The organism is Mycobacterium sp. NPDC051804, assembly GCF_044452905.1.
In the GTDB taxonomy this organism is placed as follows: Bacteria; Actinomycetota; Actinomycetes; order Mycobacteriales; family Mycobacteriaceae; genus Mycobacterium.
In genome coordinates this window covers 579,344-596,832 of sequence record NZ_JBITCD010000003.1, presented here as the reverse complement: position 1 = coordinate 596,832, position 17,489 = coordinate 579,344, and the positions used below count along the sequence as shown (strand labels likewise).

The following is a 17,489-nucleotide window of genomic DNA, read 5'->3' as shown; positions in this document are numbered from 1 at the left end:
GCCGCCGCGATAACGATTTGGCCTGTTCTGGGACAATGGCTGGGTGAGTGATTCGTCAGTCCTGCTCGCCCGCATCGATCTGCGGGGCACCGAGCTTTCGGCCGCGCGGCTGAGGTCGGCCCTGCCGCGCGGTGGCGTGGACGTCGATGCGGTCGTGCCGAAGGTTCGTCCCATCGTGACCGCGGTGGCCGAGCGCGGCGCCGAGGCCGCCCTCGAGTTCGGTGAATCCTTCGACGGCGTGCGGCCCGCGCAGGTCCGGGTACCCGCAGCTCACCTGGAGACCGCGCTGGCCGAATTGCCGGCCGACATCCGCGCCGCACTCGAGGTAGCAATCGAGCGTGCCCGTGCGGTACACGCCGATCAGCGTCGTACCGACACCACGACGACGCTCGGCCCCGGGGCCACCGTGACCGAACGATGGGTTCCGGTCGAGCGTGTCGGCCTTTATGTCCCGGGCGGCAACGCCGTCTATCCGTCCAGCGTGGTCATGAACGTCGTGCCCGCCCAGACCGCGGGTGTCGACTCGTTGGTGATCACCAGCCCACCGCAGGTGCAGTTTGGCGGCCTGCCGCACCCCACGATCCTGGCCGCGGCGCGGCTCCTGGGTGTCGACGAGGTATGGGCCGTCGGGGGCGCGCAGGCCGTCGCGCTGCTCGCGTTCGGCGGCACCGACACCGACGGATCCGAGCTGGCCCCTGTCGACATGGTCACCGGCCCAGGCAATATCTGGGTGACGGCGGCCAAACGGATCTGCCGTTCGCAGGTCGGAATCGATGCGGAGGCGGGCCCGACCGAGATCGCGATCCTTGCCGATCACACCGCGGACCCCGTGCACGTCGCCGCCGACCTGATCAGTCAGGCCGAGCACGATGAGATGGCCTCGAGCGTGCTGGTCACCACCAGCCCTGAGCTGGCCGACGCCACCGACAGGGAACTGGCGAACCAGCTGGAGACCACCGTCCACGGCGAGCGGGTGACCGCGGCACTGAGCGGCAAGCAGTCGGCGACGGTGCTGGTCGACGACCTCGAGGCGGGTATTCGCACCGTCAACGCCTACGCGGCCGAGCACCTGGAGATCCAGACCGCCGACGCCCGCGACGTGGCCCGCCGAATCCGTTCGGCCGGGGCGATATTCGTCGGTGCCTACTCCCCGGTGAGTCTCGGTGACTACTGCGCCGGCTCCAACCACGTGCTGCCCACCGCTGGCTGCGCACGGCACTCCAGCGGGCTGTCCGTGCAGACGTTCCTGCGCGGCATCCACGTCGTCGACTATGACGAGGCGGCACTCAAGGACGTATCAGGACATGTGATTACGCTCGCCGAGGCCGAGAACCTGCCGTCGCACGGCGAAGCGGTACGGCGGAGGTTCGAAAGGTGACGCTCGGCAAGAAGGTGACCCTTGACGATCTGCCGCTGCGTGATGACCTTCGCGGTAAGTCGCCCTACGGGGCGCCGCAGCTGCAGGTGCCGGTGCGGCTCAACACCAACGAGAATCCACACCCGCCGACGAAGGCTCTGGTCGACGATGTGACCGAATCGGTCCGAGGGGTCGCGGGGGAGCTGCATCGCTACCCGGATCGTGATGCGGTCGCGTTGCGCACCGACCTCGCCGCATATCTCAGTGCGCAAACCGGTGTCCCTCTCGGTGTCGAGAACCTCTGGGCGGCAAACGGTTCCAACGAAATCCTGCAGCAGCTTCTGCAGGCGTTCGGTGGCCCGGGGCGCAGCGCCATCGGATTCGTGCCGTCGTACTCGATGCATCCCATCATCTCCGACGGGACGCAGACCGAGTGGCTGGTCGCCAACCGCGCCGACGACTTCAGCCTCGACGTCGATGTCGCGGTGCAGGCCATCAAGGAACACACTCCGGACGTCGTGTTCCTCGCCAGCCCCAACAACCCGTCGGGACAGAGCATTTCACTCGACGACTTGCGGCGCGTCTTGGAAGCGATGTCGACCGGAGTGCTGATCGTCGACGAAGCTTACGGCGAATTCTCGAGCCAACTCAGCGCAGTCAACCTCATCGACGACTACCCGAGCAGGCTCGTCGTGACCCGCACCATGAGCAAGGCGTTCGCCTTCGCCGGCGGGCGGCTCGGCTATCTCATCGCGGCTCCGGCGGTGATCGACGCGATGCTGCTCGTCCGGCTGCCGTACCACTTGTCGGTGGTCACTCAGGCGGCTGCGCGCGCCGCGCTGCGCCACGCCGACGACACCCTGGGCAGCGTCGCCAAGCTCATCGCCGAGCGTGAACGGGTCGCAGAAGATCTGACCCGCATGGGGTTTCGTGTCATCGACAGCGATGCGAACTTCGTGCTCTTCGGCGAGTTCGCCGACGCACCAGCCACGTGGCAGCGCTATCTGGATGCCGGAGTACTCATCCGCGATGTCGGGATCCCTGGATTCCTGCGCGCCACCACCGGACTTGCCATAGAGAACGATGCGCTGCTCGAGGTCAGCGCAGCGTTGGCGGCTTCCCAGTTGGCCCAGCACGAGTATCCATAGGAGCACAGTGACCACGTCTCGCATCGCGAAGATCGAACGCAAGACCAAGGAATCGGACATCGTGGTCGAACTCGACCTCGATGGCACCGGCAACGTCAGCGTCGAAACCGGTGTGCCGTTCTTCGACCACATGCTGACGGCGCTTGGCAGTCACGCCAGCTTCGACCTGACCGTGCGCGCCAAAGGCGACGTCGAGATCGAGGGCCACCACACGATCGAGGACACCGCGATCGTGCTCGGCCAGGCGCTGGGGCAGGCCTTGGGCGACAAGAAGGGCATTCGCCGCTTCGGCGACGCCTGGATCCCGATGGACGAGTCGCTCGCGCACGCCGCGGTCGACGTGTCGGGCAGGCCGTACTGCGTGCACACCGGCGAGCCGGATCACATGCTGCACTTCACCATCGCGGGATCCGAGGCGCCGTACCACACCGTGGTCAACCGCCACGTGTTCGAAACCATCGCGATGAACGCGCGGATCGCACTGCACGTGCGGGTGCTGTACGGCCGCGACCCCCACCACATCACCGAGGCGGAGTACAAGGCCGTCGCTCGTGCGTTGCGACAGGCGGTCGAGTTCGATCCGCGTGTCACCGGAGTGCCGTCGACCAAAGGCACACTGTGACAGCGAGAGTCGTCGTCCTCGACTATGGCTCCGGAAACCTTCGATCGGCTCAGCGCGCGCTGGAGCGTACGGGCGCGGCCGTCGAAGTGACCGCCGACGTCGATGCGGCGATGAACGCCGACGGTTTGGTGGTGCCGGGCGTCGGCGCCTTCGAGGCGTGCATGACCGGCCTGCGCCAGATCGGTGGGGAGAAGATCATCGCAGAGCGGGTGGCCCTGGGCCGGCCGGTGCTCGGGGTGTGTGTCGGGATGCAGATCCTGTTCGCGCGCGGGGTCGAGTTCGGCGTGGAGAGCACAGGGTGCGGTCAATGGCCCGGAGCGGTGATCCGGTTGGACGCCCCGGTGATCCCGCACATGGGCTGGAACGTCGTGGATGCACCCGCGGACACCCGACTGTTCAAGGGCCTGGACCCCGATACGCGGTTCTACTTCGTGCACTCCTATGCCGCTCAGCAGTGGGAAGGCAGCCCGGACGCGAAGCTGACGTGGGCCACCCACACCGTCCCGTTCCTGGCCGCGGTCGAGGACGGTCCGCTTTCCGCGACGCAGTTCCACCCGGAGAAGAGCGGCGACGCCGGGGCATCGCTTTTGAACAATTGGGTTGAGGGGCTCTAGGTTGACGGCCGTGAGATTGATACTGCTTCCCGCCGTTGACGTGGTCGAGGGCCGCGCCGTTCGCCTCATGCAGGGAAAGGCGGGCAGCGAAACCGAGTACGGCTCGGCGCTCGACGCCGCCATGACCTGGCAGCGTGACGGTGCGGAGTGGATCCACCTGGTGGACCTCGACGCCGCCTTCGGCAGGGGCAACAACCGTGAACTGCTCGCCGAGGTGGTCGGCAGGCTCGACGTCGCTGTGGAGCTGTCGGGCGGGATACGTGACGACGACTCACTGGCGGCTGCCCTGGCCACCGGCTGCGCCCGGGTGAACCTCGGCACGGCGGCGCTGGAGAATCCCCAGTGGTGCGCGAAGGCCGTCGCCGAGCACGGCGACAAGGTGGCCGTAGGACTCGACGTGAAGATCGACGGCGACGATCACCGATTGCGCGGCCGCGGGTGGGAAACCGACGGCGGCGATCTGTGGGACGTGCTGGAACGCCTTGACCGCGAGGGTTGTACGCGATTCGTTGTCACCGACGTGACCAAGGACGGCACGCTGAACGGGCCGAATCTCGAGCTGCTGACGAAGGTCACCGATCGCACCAACGCACCGGTGATTGCATCGGGCGGAGTCTCCAGCCTCGACGATCTGCGGGCGATCGCGACGCTGACCGACCGCGGTGTGGAGGGTGCGATCGTCGGAAAGGCGTTGTACGCGGGTCGGTTCACACTTCCCGAGGCGCTGGCGGCGGTGGCACAGTAGATGGCCCTCGATACGGCGGACCTCGATGCGCTGGTCGCCGTGGCCACCAAGATTCTCGACGACGCGGCCAAACCGTTCATCGAAGGTCACCGTGCCGACTCCGCAGTGCAGAAGAAGGGCAACGACTTCGCCACGGAAGTTGACCTCGCGATCGAACGCCAGGTGGTCGAGGCGCTGCGCCGTGAGACCGGGATCGAGGTGCACGGCGAGGAGTTCGGTGGTGCCGACGTCGATTCGCCGCTGGTGTGGGTGCTCGATCCGATCGACGGGACGTTCAACTATGCGGCCGGTTCGCCGATGGCAGCCATCCTGCTCGGACTGATGCGTGACGGCGAGCCCGTCGCCGGCTTGACGTGGGTTCCGTTTACTGGTGAACGATTCACCGGTGTCGTCGGTAAACCATTGCGCAGCAACGATGTTGAGCAGACCGCGCTGCAGCCCGTGAAGTTGTCCGAAGCGATCGTCGGGGTGAGCACGTTCAACGTCGATTCGCGGGGCAAGGTACCGGGACGCTACCGGCTCGCGGTGATCGAGAACCTCAGCCGCAAGTGTTCCCGCATGCGGATGCATGGCGCCACCGGGATCGACTTCGCGTACACCGCGTCGGGGGTCCTCGGCGGTGCCATCAGTTTCGGTGCGCATGTTTGGGACCACGCCGCAGGTGTCGCACTTGTGCGGTCGGCGGGCGGCATCGTCACGAACCTGGACGGCAGCGACTGGACCACCGAATCGCGTTCGGCGCTGGCCGGGGCGCCGGGGGTGCACGCCGAACTTCTCGAACTGTTGCAGTCGGTCGGCGCACCGGAGGACTTCTAAATGGACCTTGCGGTTCGCATCATTCCCTGCCTGGACGTCGACGATGGCCGGGTGGTCAAGGGAGTGAACTTCGAGAACCTGCGCGATGCAGGCGATCCCGTTGAACTGGCGGCCGCGTACGACGCCGAGGGCGCCGACGAGCTCACGTTCCTGGACGTCACTGCCTCCTCTGCGGGACGGGCAACCATGCTCGAGGTCGTCAAGCGCACGGCCGAGCAGGTGTTCATTCCGCTGACGGTGGGTGGTGGCGTGCGATCGGTCGCCGACGTCGACGTGTTGTTGCGAGCGGGCGCGGACAAGGTCGCGGTGAACACTGCCGCAATCGCCAGACCGGAGCTGCTGGCCGAGTTGTCACGCCAGTTCGGCTCGCAGTGCATCGTGCTGTCGGTCGACGCACGCACAGTGCCCCAGGATCAGGAACCGACGCCGTCGGGGTGGGAAGTCACCACGCACGGTGGGCGCCGGGGCACCGGTATCGACGCCGTCGAATGGGCGACCAGGGGAGCAGAACTCGGTGTCGGCGAGATCCTGTTGAACTCGATGGACTTTGACGGCACGAAGGCAGGGTTCGACCTGCCGATGATCACGGCGGTGCGTGGGGCGGTCAACGTCCCGGTGATCGCCAGCGGCGGCGCGGGTGCAACGGAACATTTCGCGCCCGCGGTGGTAGCAGGTGCCGACGCTGTTCTTGCCGCGAGTGTGTTCCATTTCCGCGAGCTGACCATCAAGGAGGTCAAGGCGGCGATGGCGGCCGAAGGGATTGTCGTGAGATGAGCGCACTGGACGCAGGCCTCGCCGCGCGACTCAAGCGCGACGCCAACGGGCTGTTCGCAGCCGTGGTACAGGAGCGCGGCACCGGCCAGGTGCTGATGGTCGCATGGATGGACGACGACGCATTGGCGCGGACGCTGGAAACCCGTGAGGCGACCTATTATTCGCGTTCCCGCGGCGAACAGTGGATCAAGGGCGCCACGTCGGGCCACACACAGTATGTGCATTCGGTGCGACTGGACTGCGACGGTGACACGGTGCTGCTGGAAGTCGACCAGGTCGGGGCGGCGTGCCACACCGGCGACCACAGTTGCTTCGATGCGGACGTGTTGTTGGCGTCGGAGGAGTGATAGTGAAGCGGGTCGCGGCGATCGCCGGATTGGCACTTGTCGCCGCGGTGGTGCGCAGCCGACTGAAGGTCCGCGAAGCCGTCGCAAGCGTCGCACCCGAATTGCGCAGCCCGCTGTTGCCGTTGATCGCGACGCCGCTGACCGCCAACAAGCTCGGGGCATTTCGGCTGATCTTCAATGTGCGCACGAAGCCGGGACACGGCGTCTCCGTCACCGAGCGCTACATCGGCGAGCCGTCCGTGCGCACTGCGGTTTTCACGCCGGTATATCGGGACGTGCCCAGTCCGGCGGTGTTGTGGATCCACGGTGGCGGCTACGTCGTCGGCACCCCCGAGTTCGAGGCGGCCGGCACGGGCCGCCTGGTACGTGACCTCGGGGTGGTGGCGGTATCGCCTGACTACCGGCTGGCGCCCGAGCATCCGTTCCCCGCAGGGTTGGACGACTGTATGGCGACGCTGCGCTGGATGCTTTCCAACGCCGACGAATTGGGGATCGATCCGACACGGGTGGCGGTCGTCGGTGCGAGTGCCGGCGGTGGTTTGGCGGCAGCGGTAGCGCAGCGCTGCCATGACGAGGGGATCCCGTTGCGGGCGCAGGTGCTCGTCTATCCGATGCTGGACGACCGATGCACGCTGCGCGCCGACCATCGTGGGCAGGGACGGTTCGCGTGGACACCGGAGTCGAACACGTTCGGCTGGACGGCTTACCTCGGCCGCGCGCCGCGGATGTCGGATGCGCCCGAATACGGGGCTCCCGGACGCAGAGTCGACTTGTCCGGGCTGGCACCCGCCTGGGTCGGCGTAGGGACCCTGGACGTCTTTCACGATGAGGACGTCGACTATGCGGCGCGGCTGAAGGAAGCCGGTGTGCCGTGCGAATTGGTCACGGTCGAAGGGATGTATCACGGCGCGGATGGTCTGAAGCCGAAGGCTCCGTCGATGCGTGAGTTTCGCGCAAGCCTGCTCGAACATCTCCGGAAGTACCTCGAGATTTAGATGGGATGGTTCGATCGCCGGGACGAGCGCGAGGCGTTGGCCGCATTCGACGAACTCAGCGCGTTAGGCATCGAACGCGATCGCTTGATGCGCGACGGTGTGATCGCAACCGCCACCATCGTGGGCATCGAACAGAACATCGCCACGACGACGGTCGGTGCCTGGCATGAGCTGTCGTTGGATGTCCACCTGCCCGGCAGCGACCCGTACCGGGCCGTGCGGCGGGTCGCCCTCGAACTGTCGACGGCGCCACACATCGCGGTGGGGGCGCAGGTGCCGGTTCGCGTCGACCCGAAAGACCGCTCAAAAGTTCTTGTCGTCACGCATCCCTGAACGACTACATTCACCGCCATGAAGAAGTTGGTGGCGATCGCCGCAGTCGGTGTCGCGGCGCTGGCCGCCCGTCGCTATCTCGCGATGCGCGACGCGCTCACGCACGTTGCGCCCGAACTGCGCAGCCCCGTCCTGCCATTTGTGACGGTCACCTACTCGGACAAGTCCTTGCCCGTCATTCGCCAGATCTACCGGGTCAAATCGTCGCCGGGAGGCGGTGTCACCGTCGTCACGCGACAGATCGGCCAACTGCCGGTGCGGGTCCTCATCACGACTCCGGAGGGGCATCAGGCGAAGCGGCCCGCGGTGCTGTCTTTGCACGGCGGCGGCATGATCGTCGGATCACCACAGCTCGAGCAGATGACTCACGGGCGAATCGCGAGAGATCTGGGCGCGGTCGTCGTGGCGCCGGACTACCGTCTCGCCCCCGAAAACCCTTTCCCCGCAGCACTCGACGACTGCATGGCCACCTTGGTTTGGATGCGTGAGCACGCCGACGAGTTGGGGATAGACGCCGATCGCATCGCGGTCGTCGGGGCGAGCGCAGGCGGTGGACTGGCGGCCGCGGTCGCCCAGCGCAGCCACGACGAGGGAATGTCGCTACGTGCCCAGGGGCTCGTGTATCCGATGCTGGACGACCGCACAGTGCTGAAGCACGACCACGAGGGCCGCGGCCAGATCGTCTGGACGCCCGAATCGAACCGGTACGCCTGGACCGCATACCTCGGCAGGGAGCCGCGGATGTCGGACGCGCCGGCCTACGCGGCGCCCGCCCGACGGGACGATCTGTCCGGTCTTGCACCCGCCTGGATCGGCGTCGGCGATCTGGACCTGTACTACGCCGAGGACGTGGACTACGCGGAGAAGCTCCGTGCGAGCGATGTGCCGTGCGAATTGACCATCGTGCCGCGGATGTACCACGCCGCAGACGGGTTCGCGCAGAAGGCGCGATCGATGGACGAGTTCATGCAGGGTCTGATCGACCATCTGCGCACACACCTGTGACGCTCAGTCGATGATGCGAGTTGCCTTGGCGCGAGCGGTCCAGCGGCCCTCGTCGTAGCCGACGATCACCGGATGGTCGAACGCGGCGCTGACGTTGTCGGTCGTCACCGTCGTTCGTGCGGGACCGACGGCGACGGTGCGACCCTCGGCGATCAGCATGGCGTGCGTCGTGGTGGTCGGCAGCTCTTCGAGGTGGTGCGTCACGAGGATAGAGGCGACGTCGGGGTGCGTCTCGTCGAGCGAGTCGATGGTCTCCAACAGCTGCTCCCGCGCGGCGACGTCGAGGCCCGTCGTCGGCTCGTCGAGCAGTAGCAGCCGTGGTTCGGACACCAACGCGCGAGCAATGAGGGTGCGGCCCCGTTCACCCTGCGACAGGGTCGGCCACACGTCAGTCACCTTGTGCCACAGGCCAACCGCGTCGATCATCGCGTTCGCCCGGTCGAGCTCCGCGGACGACGGCGTCCAGCGCATCGGGAGGTCGATGGTCGCCGTGATGCCCGTCAGCACCACTTCGCGCACAGTCAACGAATACTGGAGCCGGTGACGGGGATTCACGTGGCCGATGGAGTGCCGCAGCCGGCCGAGATCGACACGCCCCATCTGTTCGCCGAGGATCCGCACGGTGCCCGAGCTCGGAAACGTCACCGCCGCGCAGAAACCCAACAGCGTGCTCTTGCCTGCACCGTTCGGCCCGAGCAGCGCCCAGTGCTCACCGGCGTTCACGGTGAGTGAGATGCCGTCGATGATCTGCTTGCCGTCGCGACGGAACGTCACATCGGCGAGTTCGAGGACGGGTGTCACGCCGACTGACGTTGGCGCAGCACCTCCAGCGCCTTATCGGCGTGGGTGTCCATATTGACCTCGCTGGCGATCACCTCGAGCACCGTGCGATCCGTATCGATGACGAACGTCGTGCGCTTGACGGGCGACAGCTTGCCCAGCAGTCCGCGCTTGACCCCGAACTGCGCGGCGACGGCGCCGCCGCTATCCGACAGCAGTGGGTAGTCGAAGCTCTGCTTGTCGGCGAACTTTGCCTGCTTCTCGACGTCGTCGGTGCTGATGCCGACGCGGCTGGCGCCGACCTCGGCGAACTCCGAGGCGAGATCGCGGAAGTGGCACGCCTCTTTGGTGCAACCCGGCGTCATCGCGGCGGGGTAGAAGAACAGCGCGATCGGTCCACCGGCGAGCAAGTCCGTGAGGCTCCGCACAGTGCCCGTCTGGTCCGGCAATTCGAACTCTGCAACCTGGTCACCACGTTTCATGATCGTCACGCTACGCCCACTGAAAATCGTTGGCGCGGGTTGCCGTCGCCGTGAGAGCGTGCGTCCGATGCTGGATGTCGACGAGTTCATGACCGAGGGCTACGCGAGAATCGAGCAGGCGGCTCTGCGCACCGTCGCCGATGCGGCGCGCGCCCTGCTGTGGCAGCAGCTGGGTCTATCGCCCGACGATCCCGCTGGTTGGTCGGAGCCCGTCCGCTGGGCGTCCGATCTGACAGGACAAGGGCCGTTCGGTGAGCTCGTGCGCAGTCCAGCACTAGCAGAAGCGCTGGACCGTGTCTGCGGTGCCGGCTGCTGGTTGCCGCGAGGGGCCCTGGGCAACATCCCCGTTCGATTCCCCAACGGCGACACCGTGCCGCCCAACGACGACCGCGGGTGGCACATCGATGCCAACACGCCGCAACCCGATGGGTCGTGGGCCGTGACCGGACGTCCCAACACGCTGCTGGTGCTCACCCTGCTTTCGGAGGTGGGTCCCGAGGACGCGCCGACGCGCATCCGGGCAGGATCGCACCGCGACGTGGCTCGGGTGCTGGGACCGGATCCGGTGGAGTTGGCCGACATGGGCCGGCTGGTCGACGAAGCGAGTACCGAGCGGCCCGTGGTGCAAGCCACCGGACTGCCCGGTGACATGTACCTCGTCCATCCGTTCACGGTGCACGCCGCCGACGAGCACCGCGGCCGCAGGCCCCGGTTCATGGCGCAGGGCCCGGTCGTGCTGACGAGTCCGCTGACGCCTGCGTCGTCGTCGCCGCTCGCGGGCGTCTGGGAGAATCGCTGAGTGCAATCGACCGCCAACCCTGCTGTCGGGTCTTCGCGCGAGCGTCCCCCGCAAGCGGGAGGTGCCCCCACATCGGCGCTACAAACGACGTCCCGTGAGGACTTCCGGGCGCTGGCCGCCGAGCACCGCGTGGTGCCGGTGACCCGCAAGGTGCTCGCCGACAGCGAGACCCCGCTGTCGGCCTACCGCAAGCTGGCCGCCAATCGGCCCGGGACGTTCCTGCTCGAATCGGCTGAAAACGGCCGGTCGTGGTCGCGCTGGTCGTTCATCGGCGCAGGTGCGCCGTCGGCGCTGACGGTTCGTGACGGCGAGGCCATCTGGCTTGGTACGACCCCGAAGGATGCGCCCCAGGGCGGGGAGCCACTTGCGGCGCTGCGCGCGACGCTGGAGCTGTTGAAGACCGAGCCGGTGTCGGGTCTGCCGCCGCTGTCGTCAGGCCTCGTGGGGTTCTTCGCCTACGACATGGTGCGGCGGCTGGAGAGGCTGCCGTCGCTGGCAATCGACGATCTCGGATTGCCGGACATGTTGCTGCTGCTGGCCACGGACGTCGCCGCCGTGGACCACCACGAAGGCACGATCACACTGATCGCCAACGCGGTGAATTGGAACGGCACCGACGAGCGGGTGGACTGGGCTTACGACGACGCGGTCGCCCGGCTCGATGTGATGACTGCCGCGCTCGGTGAGCCGCTGGCGTCGACCGTTGCGACCTTCAGCAAGCCCGCGCCGCTGCACCGTTCACAGCGCACCGTCGAGGAATACACAGCGATCGTCGAGAAACTCGTCGGTGACATCGAGGCGGGTGAGGCATTCCAGGTAGTGCCTTCGCAGCGATTTGAGATGGACACCGACGCCGACCCGCTCGACGTCTACCGCATGTTGCGGGTGAGCAACCCGAGCCCGTATATGTACCTGCTCAATGTGCCCGATAGCACAGGGGGACTGGACTTTTCGATCGTCGGCTCAAGCCCTGAGGCGCTGGTGACCGTCAAGGACGGTCGGGCGTCGACGCATCCGATCGCGGGTACGCGGTGGCGTGGGCAGACCGAGGAAGAGGATCTGCTGCTGGAGAAGGAATTGCTGCACGACGACAAGGAGCGTGCCGAGCATTTGATGTTGGTCGACCTGGGCCGCAATGACCTCGGCCGCGTCTGCCGTCCCGGCACAGTGCGCGTCGAGGACTACAGCCATATCGAGCGTTACAGCCACGTCATGCACATCGTGTCGACGGTGCACGGCGAGCTCGCCGAGGACAAGACCGCGTTGGATGCTGTGACGGCGTGCTTCCCGGCGGGCACGTTGTCGGGTGCACCGAAGGTGCGCGCGATGGAGCTGATCGAGGAGGTCGAGAAGACTCGTCGCGGACTGTACGGCGGCGTGCTCGGCTATCTGGACTTCGCGGGCAACGCCGATTTTGCGATCGCGATTCGCACCGCATTGATGCGCGGGGGCACGGCGTACGTGCAGGCCGGCGGGGGAGTTGTGGCCGACTCCAATGGCCCGTATGAGTACACGGAGGCGGCGAATAAGGCCCGCGCGGTGCTGAACGCCGTCGCGGCCGCGGAAACGCTGACCGAACCGTGATCCGGACTGCGCAGCTCGGGCTGGTACTGGCCGCGGCGGCGCTATGGGGGGCGTCGCGGATGACGTGGGTCGACGTGACGTCGTTCGACGGGCTGGGCCAGCCGAGGACCGTGGCGCTGTCCGGCGGCTCGTGGTCGACGGCGTTGGTACCGCTGGCAGTGCTGCTGTTGGCGACCGCCGTCGCCGCGCTGGCGGTACGCGGTTGGCCGTTGCGGGCACTGGCCATCCTCGCAGCGATTGCCAGTGCGGGAATGGCCTATTTGGCGATCAGCCTGTGGGTGACCCGTGATGTCGGCGTCAGGGCGTCGCATCTGGCCGACGCGCCGGTTGCCGACCTGGTCGGGACTCAGCGGCACTACGGGGGCGCGGTGGTCACGGTGGTGGCCGCGGTCGTCACGCTTGCATGCGCGGTGTTGCTGCTGCGATCGGTCACCAAGGAGAGCACAGGTACGGCGCGTTACGCACGTCGTACCGCGATTTCGACGGACCAGGCGGACGATGCGATGTCCGAGCGGCAGCTGTGGGACGCACTCGATGAAGGCCGCGACCCGACCGACCCGGACAAGGGGCGGTGACACCAGGGGGTGTGGCGACGGGTTACCCTTCGTTGAAGATCTGTGGGCATCATCCGGGAGGAACCAGCACCCCATGAGTTCGGCAACCGTGCTCGACACCATCATTGAGGGTGTTCGCGCTGATGTCGCAGCTCGCGAGGCAGTTCTACCGCTAGCAGACATCAAGGAAGCGGCCAAGGCCGCACCGTCTCCGCTGGACGTCTTGGCGGCGCTGCGTGAACCCGGTATCGGCGTCATCGCGGAAGTGAAGCGCGCCAGCCCGTCACGTGGAGAACTGGCTTCGATTTCGGATCCGGCGGCACTGGCCCGTGCGTACGAGGACGGCGGCGCACGCGTCATCAGCGTCCTGACCGAGCAGCGCCGCTTCAACGGATCGCTCGACGACCTCGACGCGGTGCGCGCCGCGGTGTCAATCCCGGTGCTGCGCAAGGATTTCATCGTCGGCCCTTATCAGATCCACGAGGCACGTGCCCACGGTGCTGACATGCTGCTGCTGATCGTTGCCGCGCTCGAGCAGCAGGCGCTGGAGTCGATGCTCGATCGCACCGAATCGCTTGGCATGACAGCACTTGTCGAGGTGCACACCGAAGAAGAAGCAGATCGCGCACTGCAGGCCGGAGCGAAGGTGATCGGGGTCAACGCACGCGACCTCAAGACGCTGAACGTCGATCGGGACTGCTTCGCGCGCATCGCCCCCGGCCTGCCGAGCGGTGTCATCCGCATCGCCGAGTCGGGTGTCCGCGGCACCGCCGATCTGCTCGCGTACGCCGGAGCAGGCGCCGATGCCGTGCTCGTCGGTGAGGGACTGGTCACCAGTGGTGACCCCCGCGGCGCCGTTGCCGATCTGGTCACCGCAGGTACGCATCCGTCCTGCCCGAAACCGTCACGCTGACAAGTGGCCGACCTCGCCGGGCCGGAGTTGCCGCGTTCCAGTGCGGCCGTCGCCGAACCCACAGTCCACGATCCTGACGCGCGCGGCCATTTCGGCGTCTACGGTGGACGATTCGTTCCTGAGGCGCTGATGGCGGTGATCGAAGAGGTCACTGCCGCCTATGACAAAGCTCGTGGCGATCAGACGTTTCTCGATGAACTGGATCGCCTGCAGCGCCACTACACCGGCAGGCCGTCGCCGTTGTACGAGGCGTCCAGGCTGTCAGAGCACGCGGGTGGCGCGCGACTGTTTCTGAAGCGAGAAGATCTCAACCACACGGGATCTCACAAGATCAACAACGTGCTCGGACAGGCGCTACTGGCTCAGCAGATGGGCAAGTCGCGGGTGATCGCCGAGACGGGCGCGGGCCAGCACGGGGTGGCCACCGCGACGGCCTGCGCTTTGCTTGGTCTGGAATGCATCATCTACATGGGTGCGGTCGATACGGCACGTCAGGCTCTGAACGTCGCGCGGATGCGCTTGCTCGGCGCGAAAGTGGTGTCTGTCGAGTCCGGTTCGAAGACGCTCAAGGACGCGATCAACGAAGCCTTCCGGGATTGGGTCACCAACGCCGACAACACGTATTACTGTTTCGGCACCGCCGCCGGACCGCACCCGTTTCCCACGATGGTGCGCGACTTCCAAAGGGTGATCGGACTGGAGGCGCGTGCGCAGATTCAGTCACAGGCCGGCCGGTTGCCCGATGCGGTGACGGCGTGCGTGGGTGGCGGGTCGAATGCAATCGGCATCTTCCACGCGTTCATCGACGACCCCGGCACTCGGTTGGTCGGCTTCGAGGCGGCAGGTGACGGCGTCGAAACTGGCCGTCACGCAGCGACTTTCGCCGGTGGATCACCGGGGGCGTTTCAGGGGTCGTTCTCGTACCTGCTTCAGAACGAAGATGGTCAGACCATCGAATCGCATTCGATCTCAGCCGGTTTGGACTATCCGGGCGTCGGTCCCGAGCATGCGTTCTTGAAGGATATTGGGCGCGCGGAGTATCAGCCGATCACCGATACCGAGGCGATGGATGCCTTTGGCCTGTTGTGCCGCACCGAAGGAATAATCCCGGCCATCGAATCGGCGCATGCCGTCGCGGGAGCGCTGAAGCTGGGCAGGCAATTGGGCAGCGGTGCGATCGTCCTGGTCAATCTGTCTGGACGCGGCGACAAGGACGTCGAGACAGCGGCCAAGTGGTTCGGCCTGATGGACGGTGACTCGTGAGCCGGCTGGCGGCAATGTTCGACACGTGCCGAGACGAAGACCGCGCGGCGCTGATCGGTTATCTGCCGACGGGTTTTCCCGATGTGCCGAAGTCGATCTCGGCGATGACGGCGTTGGTCGAATCCGGCTGCGATCTCATCGAGGTGGGCATCGCGTATTCGGATCCGGGCATGGACGGGCCGACGATCGCGGCGGCCACGGAGGCGGCGCTGCGCGGCGGTGTGCGGGTGCGCGACACGTTGGCAGCCGTTGAGGCGATCAGCAATGCGGGCGGCCGGGCCGTGGTGATGACGTACTGGAATCTGGTGCTGCGTTGGGGTGTAGACGCGTTCGCGCGCGACCTGGCGGCGGCCGGCGGGCTGGGGATGATCACGCCCGATCTGATTCCGGACGAGGCGACGGAGTGGCTCGAGGTATCGGAAGCGCACGATCTGGATCGTATTTTCCTGGTGGCACCGTCGTCGACGCCGGAGCGGCTCGCGGCGACGGTCAAGGCCTCACGCGGATTCGTGTACGCCGCATCGACTATGGGTGTGACCGGTGCGCGTGACGCCGTGTCCAATGCGGCGCCCGCGTTGGTGAGCCGGGTGAAGGCGGTATCGGATATCCCGGTCGGTGTCGGCCTGGGTGTGCGGTCGCGCGAGCAGGCGGCAGAGATCGGTGCCTATGCGGACGGGGTGATCGTGGGGTCGGCGTTGGTGTCGGCGTTGCAGGATAGTGAGGATGCGGTGCGAACGCTGACCGCTGAGCTCGCCGAGGGAGTACGGCAGAGGGTTACCGCGTGACGACGACTGTGCTCGCCTACATTCCAAGTCCAGCTCAGGGCGTTTGGCATATCGGTCCGGTTCCGATTCGCGCGTATGCGTTGTTCATCATCATCGGGATCGTCGTGGCGTTGGTCATCGGTGATCGTCGCTGGGAGGCCAGGGGCGGCGAGCGCGGCGTCATCTACGACATCGCATTGTGGGCGGTGCCGTTCGGCCTGATCGGCGGCCGGCTGTATCACGTCATCACCGACTGGTCGAAGTACTTCGGTGAGGGCAAGCCAGGGATTCTCGGAGCGTTGCGAATCTGGGACGGCGGCCTGGGAATCTGGGGTGCGGTAGCGCTAGGTGGTGTTGGAGCCTGGATTGCGTGCCGGAATCGTGGCATTCCGTTGCCTGCGTTCGGCGATGCAATTGCTCCGGGAATCATTCTGGCGCAGGCGATCGGCCGGATGGGCAACTATTTCAACCAGGAGTTGTACGGCCGGCCGACGACGGTCCCGTGGGGCCTGGAGATCTACGAGCGCGAAGGCGCCAACGGCGTGGTCAGTCCGGACCTGGCCAACGGTGTGTCGACAGGTCAGCTCTATGAAGTCGTCCATCCAACGTTCCTCTACGAATTGTTGTGGAATGTCCTGATTTTCGCATTGCTGATCTGGGTCGATCGGCGGTTCAAGATCGGCCACGGCCGGTTGTTCGCGTTGTATGTCGCGGGCTATTGCGCGGGGCGGTTCTGGATCGAACTGTTGCGTAGCGATCCGGCTACGTTGATCGCGGATATCAGGGTTAACTCATTCACGTCGACCTTCGTGTTCATTGGCGCCGTGGTGTACGTCATGGTCGCGCCTAAGGGCCGTGAGGATCCGGCGACGCTGAAGGGTAAACCGCGCGGGGAGTCGCTCGTCGACGAGATGGCCGACGAACTTGTCGCGGTGGCGGCGACGTCGGGTGTGGTGGCAGCGGCGAAGGCGGCAGGCCAGGACGAAGATGAAGACGCCCGTATCGAAGCGGCGGACGAACACTTCGATGTCGATTCGGAAGATCTGGATTCGGAGCAGGATTCGGAGATCGACGAGGACACCGCCGCTGAAGCCAAACTGCTTGCAGCCGCCGCCGCTGCTGATGCTGATGCTGAAGACGAAGAAGCAGAGACTGAGGCCGAGGAGGCCGAGTCTGGTGACGCCGAGGAAGTGGCTGAGGACGACGCCGCCGAGGTAGCCGCTGAAGAACAAGCCGAGGACGCTGAGGCCGATGCCGTTGGCGGTGTTGGTGCTGTCGAGGGTGAGGATGCTGTCGAGGCGCAGGAAGCTGCGCCCGAGGCGCATGAGGCTGCGGTCGAAAGTGCCGATGAGGCCGAGGAAGTCGCGGCAGAGGTAGCCGCTGAGGAAGAAGCCGAAGCACCTGAGGCTGAAACTGAGGACGAGGCAGAATCCGTTGGTGGTGTCGGTGCTGTCGAGGGTGAGGATGCTGTCGAGGCGCAGGAAGCTGCGCCCGAGGTCCATGAGGCTACGGTCGAAAGTGCTGACGAGGCCGAGGAAGTCGCGGCAGAGGTAGCCGCTGAGGAAGAAGCCGAAGCCGAGGCCGAAGACGACGG

At 66.3% G+C, this 17,489-nt stretch carries 20 protein-coding genes; 18 read left to right on the top strand and 2 right to left on the bottom strand.

Translation table 11 applies throughout. From position 1 onward, the window contains the following. Nucleotides 1-61: 61 nt before the first annotated feature. From hisD to ACIA48_RS13925, 11 genes are read left to right on the top strand one after another with little or no spacing between them, the layout of a single operon-like run. Nucleotides 62-1,378, top strand: coding sequence for a histidinol dehydrogenase (gene hisD, locus ACIA48_RS13975; RefSeq protein ID WP_396732837.1), 1,317 nt, complete (start codon nt 62-64; stop codon nt 1,376-1,378). Further along, the gene (locus tag ACIA48_RS13970; protein WP_396731991.1) at nt 1,375-2,505 is read left to right on the top strand and encodes a histidinol-phosphate transaminase; all 1,131 of its coding nucleotides are present in this window, start codon (nt 1,375-1,377) and stop codon (nt 2,503-2,505) included. Before hisD ends, ACIA48_RS13970 begins: the two co-directional genes overlap by 4 nt. After that, nucleotides 2,498-3,127: an imidazoleglycerol-phosphate dehydratase HisB gene (gene hisB / locus ACIA48_RS13965; protein ID WP_396732834.1), complete on the top strand. Its 630-nt coding sequence runs from the start codon at nt 2,498-2,500 to the stop codon at nt 3,125-3,127. Before ACIA48_RS13970 ends, hisB begins: the two co-directional genes overlap by 8 nt. Continuing rightward, nucleotides 3,124-3,741, top strand: a complete 618-nt coding sequence (hisH, locus tag ACIA48_RS13960; protein ID WP_396731988.1) for an imidazole glycerol phosphate synthase subunit HisH — start codon at nt 3,124-3,126, stop codon at nt 3,739-3,741. The genes hisB and hisH overlap by 4 nt, the downstream gene beginning before the upstream one ends. A 10-nt stretch (nt 3,742-3,751) precedes the next feature. Next, a complete protein-coding gene (gene priA / locus ACIA48_RS13955; RefSeq protein WP_396731986.1) occupies nt 3,752-4,486 on the top strand; it encodes a bifunctional 1-(5-phosphoribosyl)-5-((5-phosphoribosylamino)methylideneamino)imidazole-4-carboxamide isomerase/phosphoribosylanthranilate isomerase PriA in 735 nt (244 codons plus the stop codon). Further along, nucleotides 4,487-5,302: an inositol monophosphatase family protein gene (locus tag ACIA48_RS13950; protein WP_396731983.1), complete on the top strand. Its 816-nt coding sequence runs from the start codon at nt 4,487-4,489 to the stop codon at nt 5,300-5,302. Beyond that, on the top strand, nt 5,303-6,076 hold the full coding sequence (hisF, locus tag ACIA48_RS13945) for an imidazole glycerol phosphate synthase subunit HisF (RefSeq protein WP_396731980.1): 774 nt from the start codon (nt 5,303-5,305) through the stop codon (nt 6,074-6,076). Then, the gene (gene hisI / locus ACIA48_RS13940) at nt 6,073-6,423 is read left to right on the top strand and encodes a phosphoribosyl-AMP cyclohydrolase (RefSeq protein ID WP_396731977.1); all 351 of its coding nucleotides are present in this window, start codon (nt 6,073-6,075) and stop codon (nt 6,421-6,423) included. The genes hisF and hisI overlap by 4 nt, the downstream gene beginning before the upstream one ends. 2 nt (nt 6,424-6,425) lie before the next feature. Continuing rightward, on the top strand, nt 6,426-7,418 hold the full coding sequence (locus ACIA48_RS13935; protein WP_396731974.1) for an alpha/beta hydrolase: 993 nt from the start codon (nt 6,426-6,428) through the stop codon (nt 7,416-7,418). Continuing rightward, nucleotides 7,419-7,751 carry a hypothetical protein gene (locus ACIA48_RS13930; RefSeq protein WP_396731971.1) on the top strand — a complete coding sequence of 111 codons (333 nt, stop codon included), beginning with the start codon at nt 7,419-7,421 and terminating at the stop codon, nt 7,749-7,751. A gap of 18 nt (nt 7,752-7,769) precedes the next feature. Beyond that, nucleotides 7,770-8,756: an alpha/beta hydrolase gene (locus ACIA48_RS13925; protein WP_396731969.1), complete on the top strand. Its 987-nt coding sequence runs from the start codon at nt 7,770-7,772 to the stop codon at nt 8,754-8,756. A gap of 3 nt (nt 8,757-8,759) precedes the next feature. Here the strand turns inward: ACIA48_RS13925 and ACIA48_RS13920 are convergent, their stop codons facing one another. Together ACIA48_RS13920 and ACIA48_RS13915 are read right to left on the bottom strand one after the other, a co-directional pair. Beyond that, a complete protein-coding gene (locus tag ACIA48_RS13920) occupies nt 8,760-9,557 on the bottom strand; it encodes an ABC transporter ATP-binding protein (RefSeq protein WP_396731966.1) in 798 nt (265 codons plus the stop codon). Further along, nucleotides 9,554-10,018: a peroxiredoxin gene (locus ACIA48_RS13915; RefSeq protein ID WP_396731964.1), complete on the bottom strand. Its 465-nt coding sequence runs from the start codon at nt 10,016-10,018 to the stop codon at nt 9,554-9,556. The genes ACIA48_RS13920 and ACIA48_RS13915 overlap by 4 nt, the downstream gene beginning before the upstream one ends. Before the next feature lie 67 nt (nt 10,019-10,085). Here ACIA48_RS13915 and ACIA48_RS13910 point away from each other — a divergent pair, with 67 nt between their 5' ends. From ACIA48_RS13910 to lgt, 7 genes are all read left to right on the top strand, one after another. Continuing rightward, nucleotides 10,086-10,817 (top strand): phytanoyl-CoA dioxygenase family protein, encoded by a 732-nt coding sequence (locus ACIA48_RS13910; RefSeq protein ID WP_396731961.1) that lies wholly within the window; start codon nt 10,086-10,088, stop codon nt 10,815-10,817. 111 nt (nt 10,818-10,928) lie between these two features. Continuing rightward, nucleotides 10,929-12,401: an anthranilate synthase component I gene (locus tag ACIA48_RS13905; protein ID WP_396732832.1), complete on the top strand. Its 1,473-nt coding sequence runs from the start codon at nt 10,929-10,931 to the stop codon at nt 12,399-12,401. Beyond that, a complete protein-coding gene (locus ACIA48_RS13900; RefSeq protein ID WP_396731959.1) occupies nt 12,398-12,976 on the top strand; it encodes a TIGR02234 family membrane protein in 579 nt (192 codons plus the stop codon). Before ACIA48_RS13905 ends, ACIA48_RS13900 begins: the two co-directional genes overlap by 4 nt. Before the next feature lie 73 nt (nt 12,977-13,049). Further along, a complete protein-coding gene (trpC, locus tag ACIA48_RS13895) occupies nt 13,050-13,868 on the top strand; it encodes an indole-3-glycerol phosphate synthase TrpC (protein WP_396731956.1) in 819 nt (272 codons plus the stop codon). A gap of 3 nt (nt 13,869-13,871) precedes the next feature. Continuing rightward, the gene (gene trpB / locus ACIA48_RS13890; RefSeq protein ID WP_396731954.1) at nt 13,872-15,131 is read left to right on the top strand and encodes a tryptophan synthase subunit beta; all 1,260 of its coding nucleotides are present in this window, start codon (nt 13,872-13,874) and stop codon (nt 15,129-15,131) included. A gap of 14 nt (nt 15,132-15,145) precedes the next feature. After that, a complete protein-coding gene (trpA, locus tag ACIA48_RS13885) occupies nt 15,146-15,916 on the top strand; it encodes a tryptophan synthase subunit alpha (RefSeq protein WP_396732830.1) in 771 nt (256 codons plus the stop codon). Then, on the top strand, nt 15,913-17,489 hold a 1,577-nt coding region (gene lgt / locus ACIA48_RS13880; protein WP_396731951.1), incomplete at its 3' end, for a prolipoprotein diacylglyceryl transferase. The genes trpA and lgt, both read left to right, overlap by 4 nt.

What these genes read in the sequence shown, in the direction of transcription:
- ACIA48_RS13930 (WP_396731971.1), top strand. Translation starts at nt 7,419, where the DNA reads ATGGGATGGTTCGATCGCCGGGACGAGCGCGAGGCGTTGGCCGCATTC.
- trpA (WP_396732830.1), top strand. Translation starts at nt 15,146, where the DNA reads ATGTTCGACACGTGCCGAGACGAAGACCGCGCGGCGCTGATCGGTTAT.
- hisI (WP_396731977.1), top strand. Translation starts at nt 6,073, where the DNA reads ATGAGCGCACTGGACGCAGGCCTCGCCGCGCGACTCAAGCGCGACGCC.
- ACIA48_RS13915 (WP_396731964.1), bottom strand. Translation starts at nt 10,018, where the DNA reads ATGAAACGTGGTGACCAGGTTGCAGAGTTCGAATTGCCGGACCAGACG.
- ACIA48_RS13910 (WP_396731961.1), top strand. Translation starts at nt 10,086, where the DNA reads ATGCTGGATGTCGACGAGTTCATGACCGAGGGCTACGCGAGAATCGAG.
- trpC (WP_396731956.1), top strand. Translation starts at nt 13,050, where the DNA reads ATGAGTTCGGCAACCGTGCTCGACACCATCATTGAGGGTGTTCGCGCT.
- ACIA48_RS13950 (WP_396731983.1), top strand. Translation starts at nt 4,487, where the DNA reads ATGGCCCTCGATACGGCGGACCTCGATGCGCTGGTCGCCGTGGCCACC.
- hisF (WP_396731980.1), top strand. Translation starts at nt 5,303, where the DNA reads ATGGACCTTGCGGTTCGCATCATTCCCTGCCTGGACGTCGACGATGGC.
- ACIA48_RS13925 (WP_396731969.1), top strand. Translation starts at nt 7,770, where the DNA reads ATGAAGAAGTTGGTGGCGATCGCCGCAGTCGGTGTCGCGGCGCTGGCC.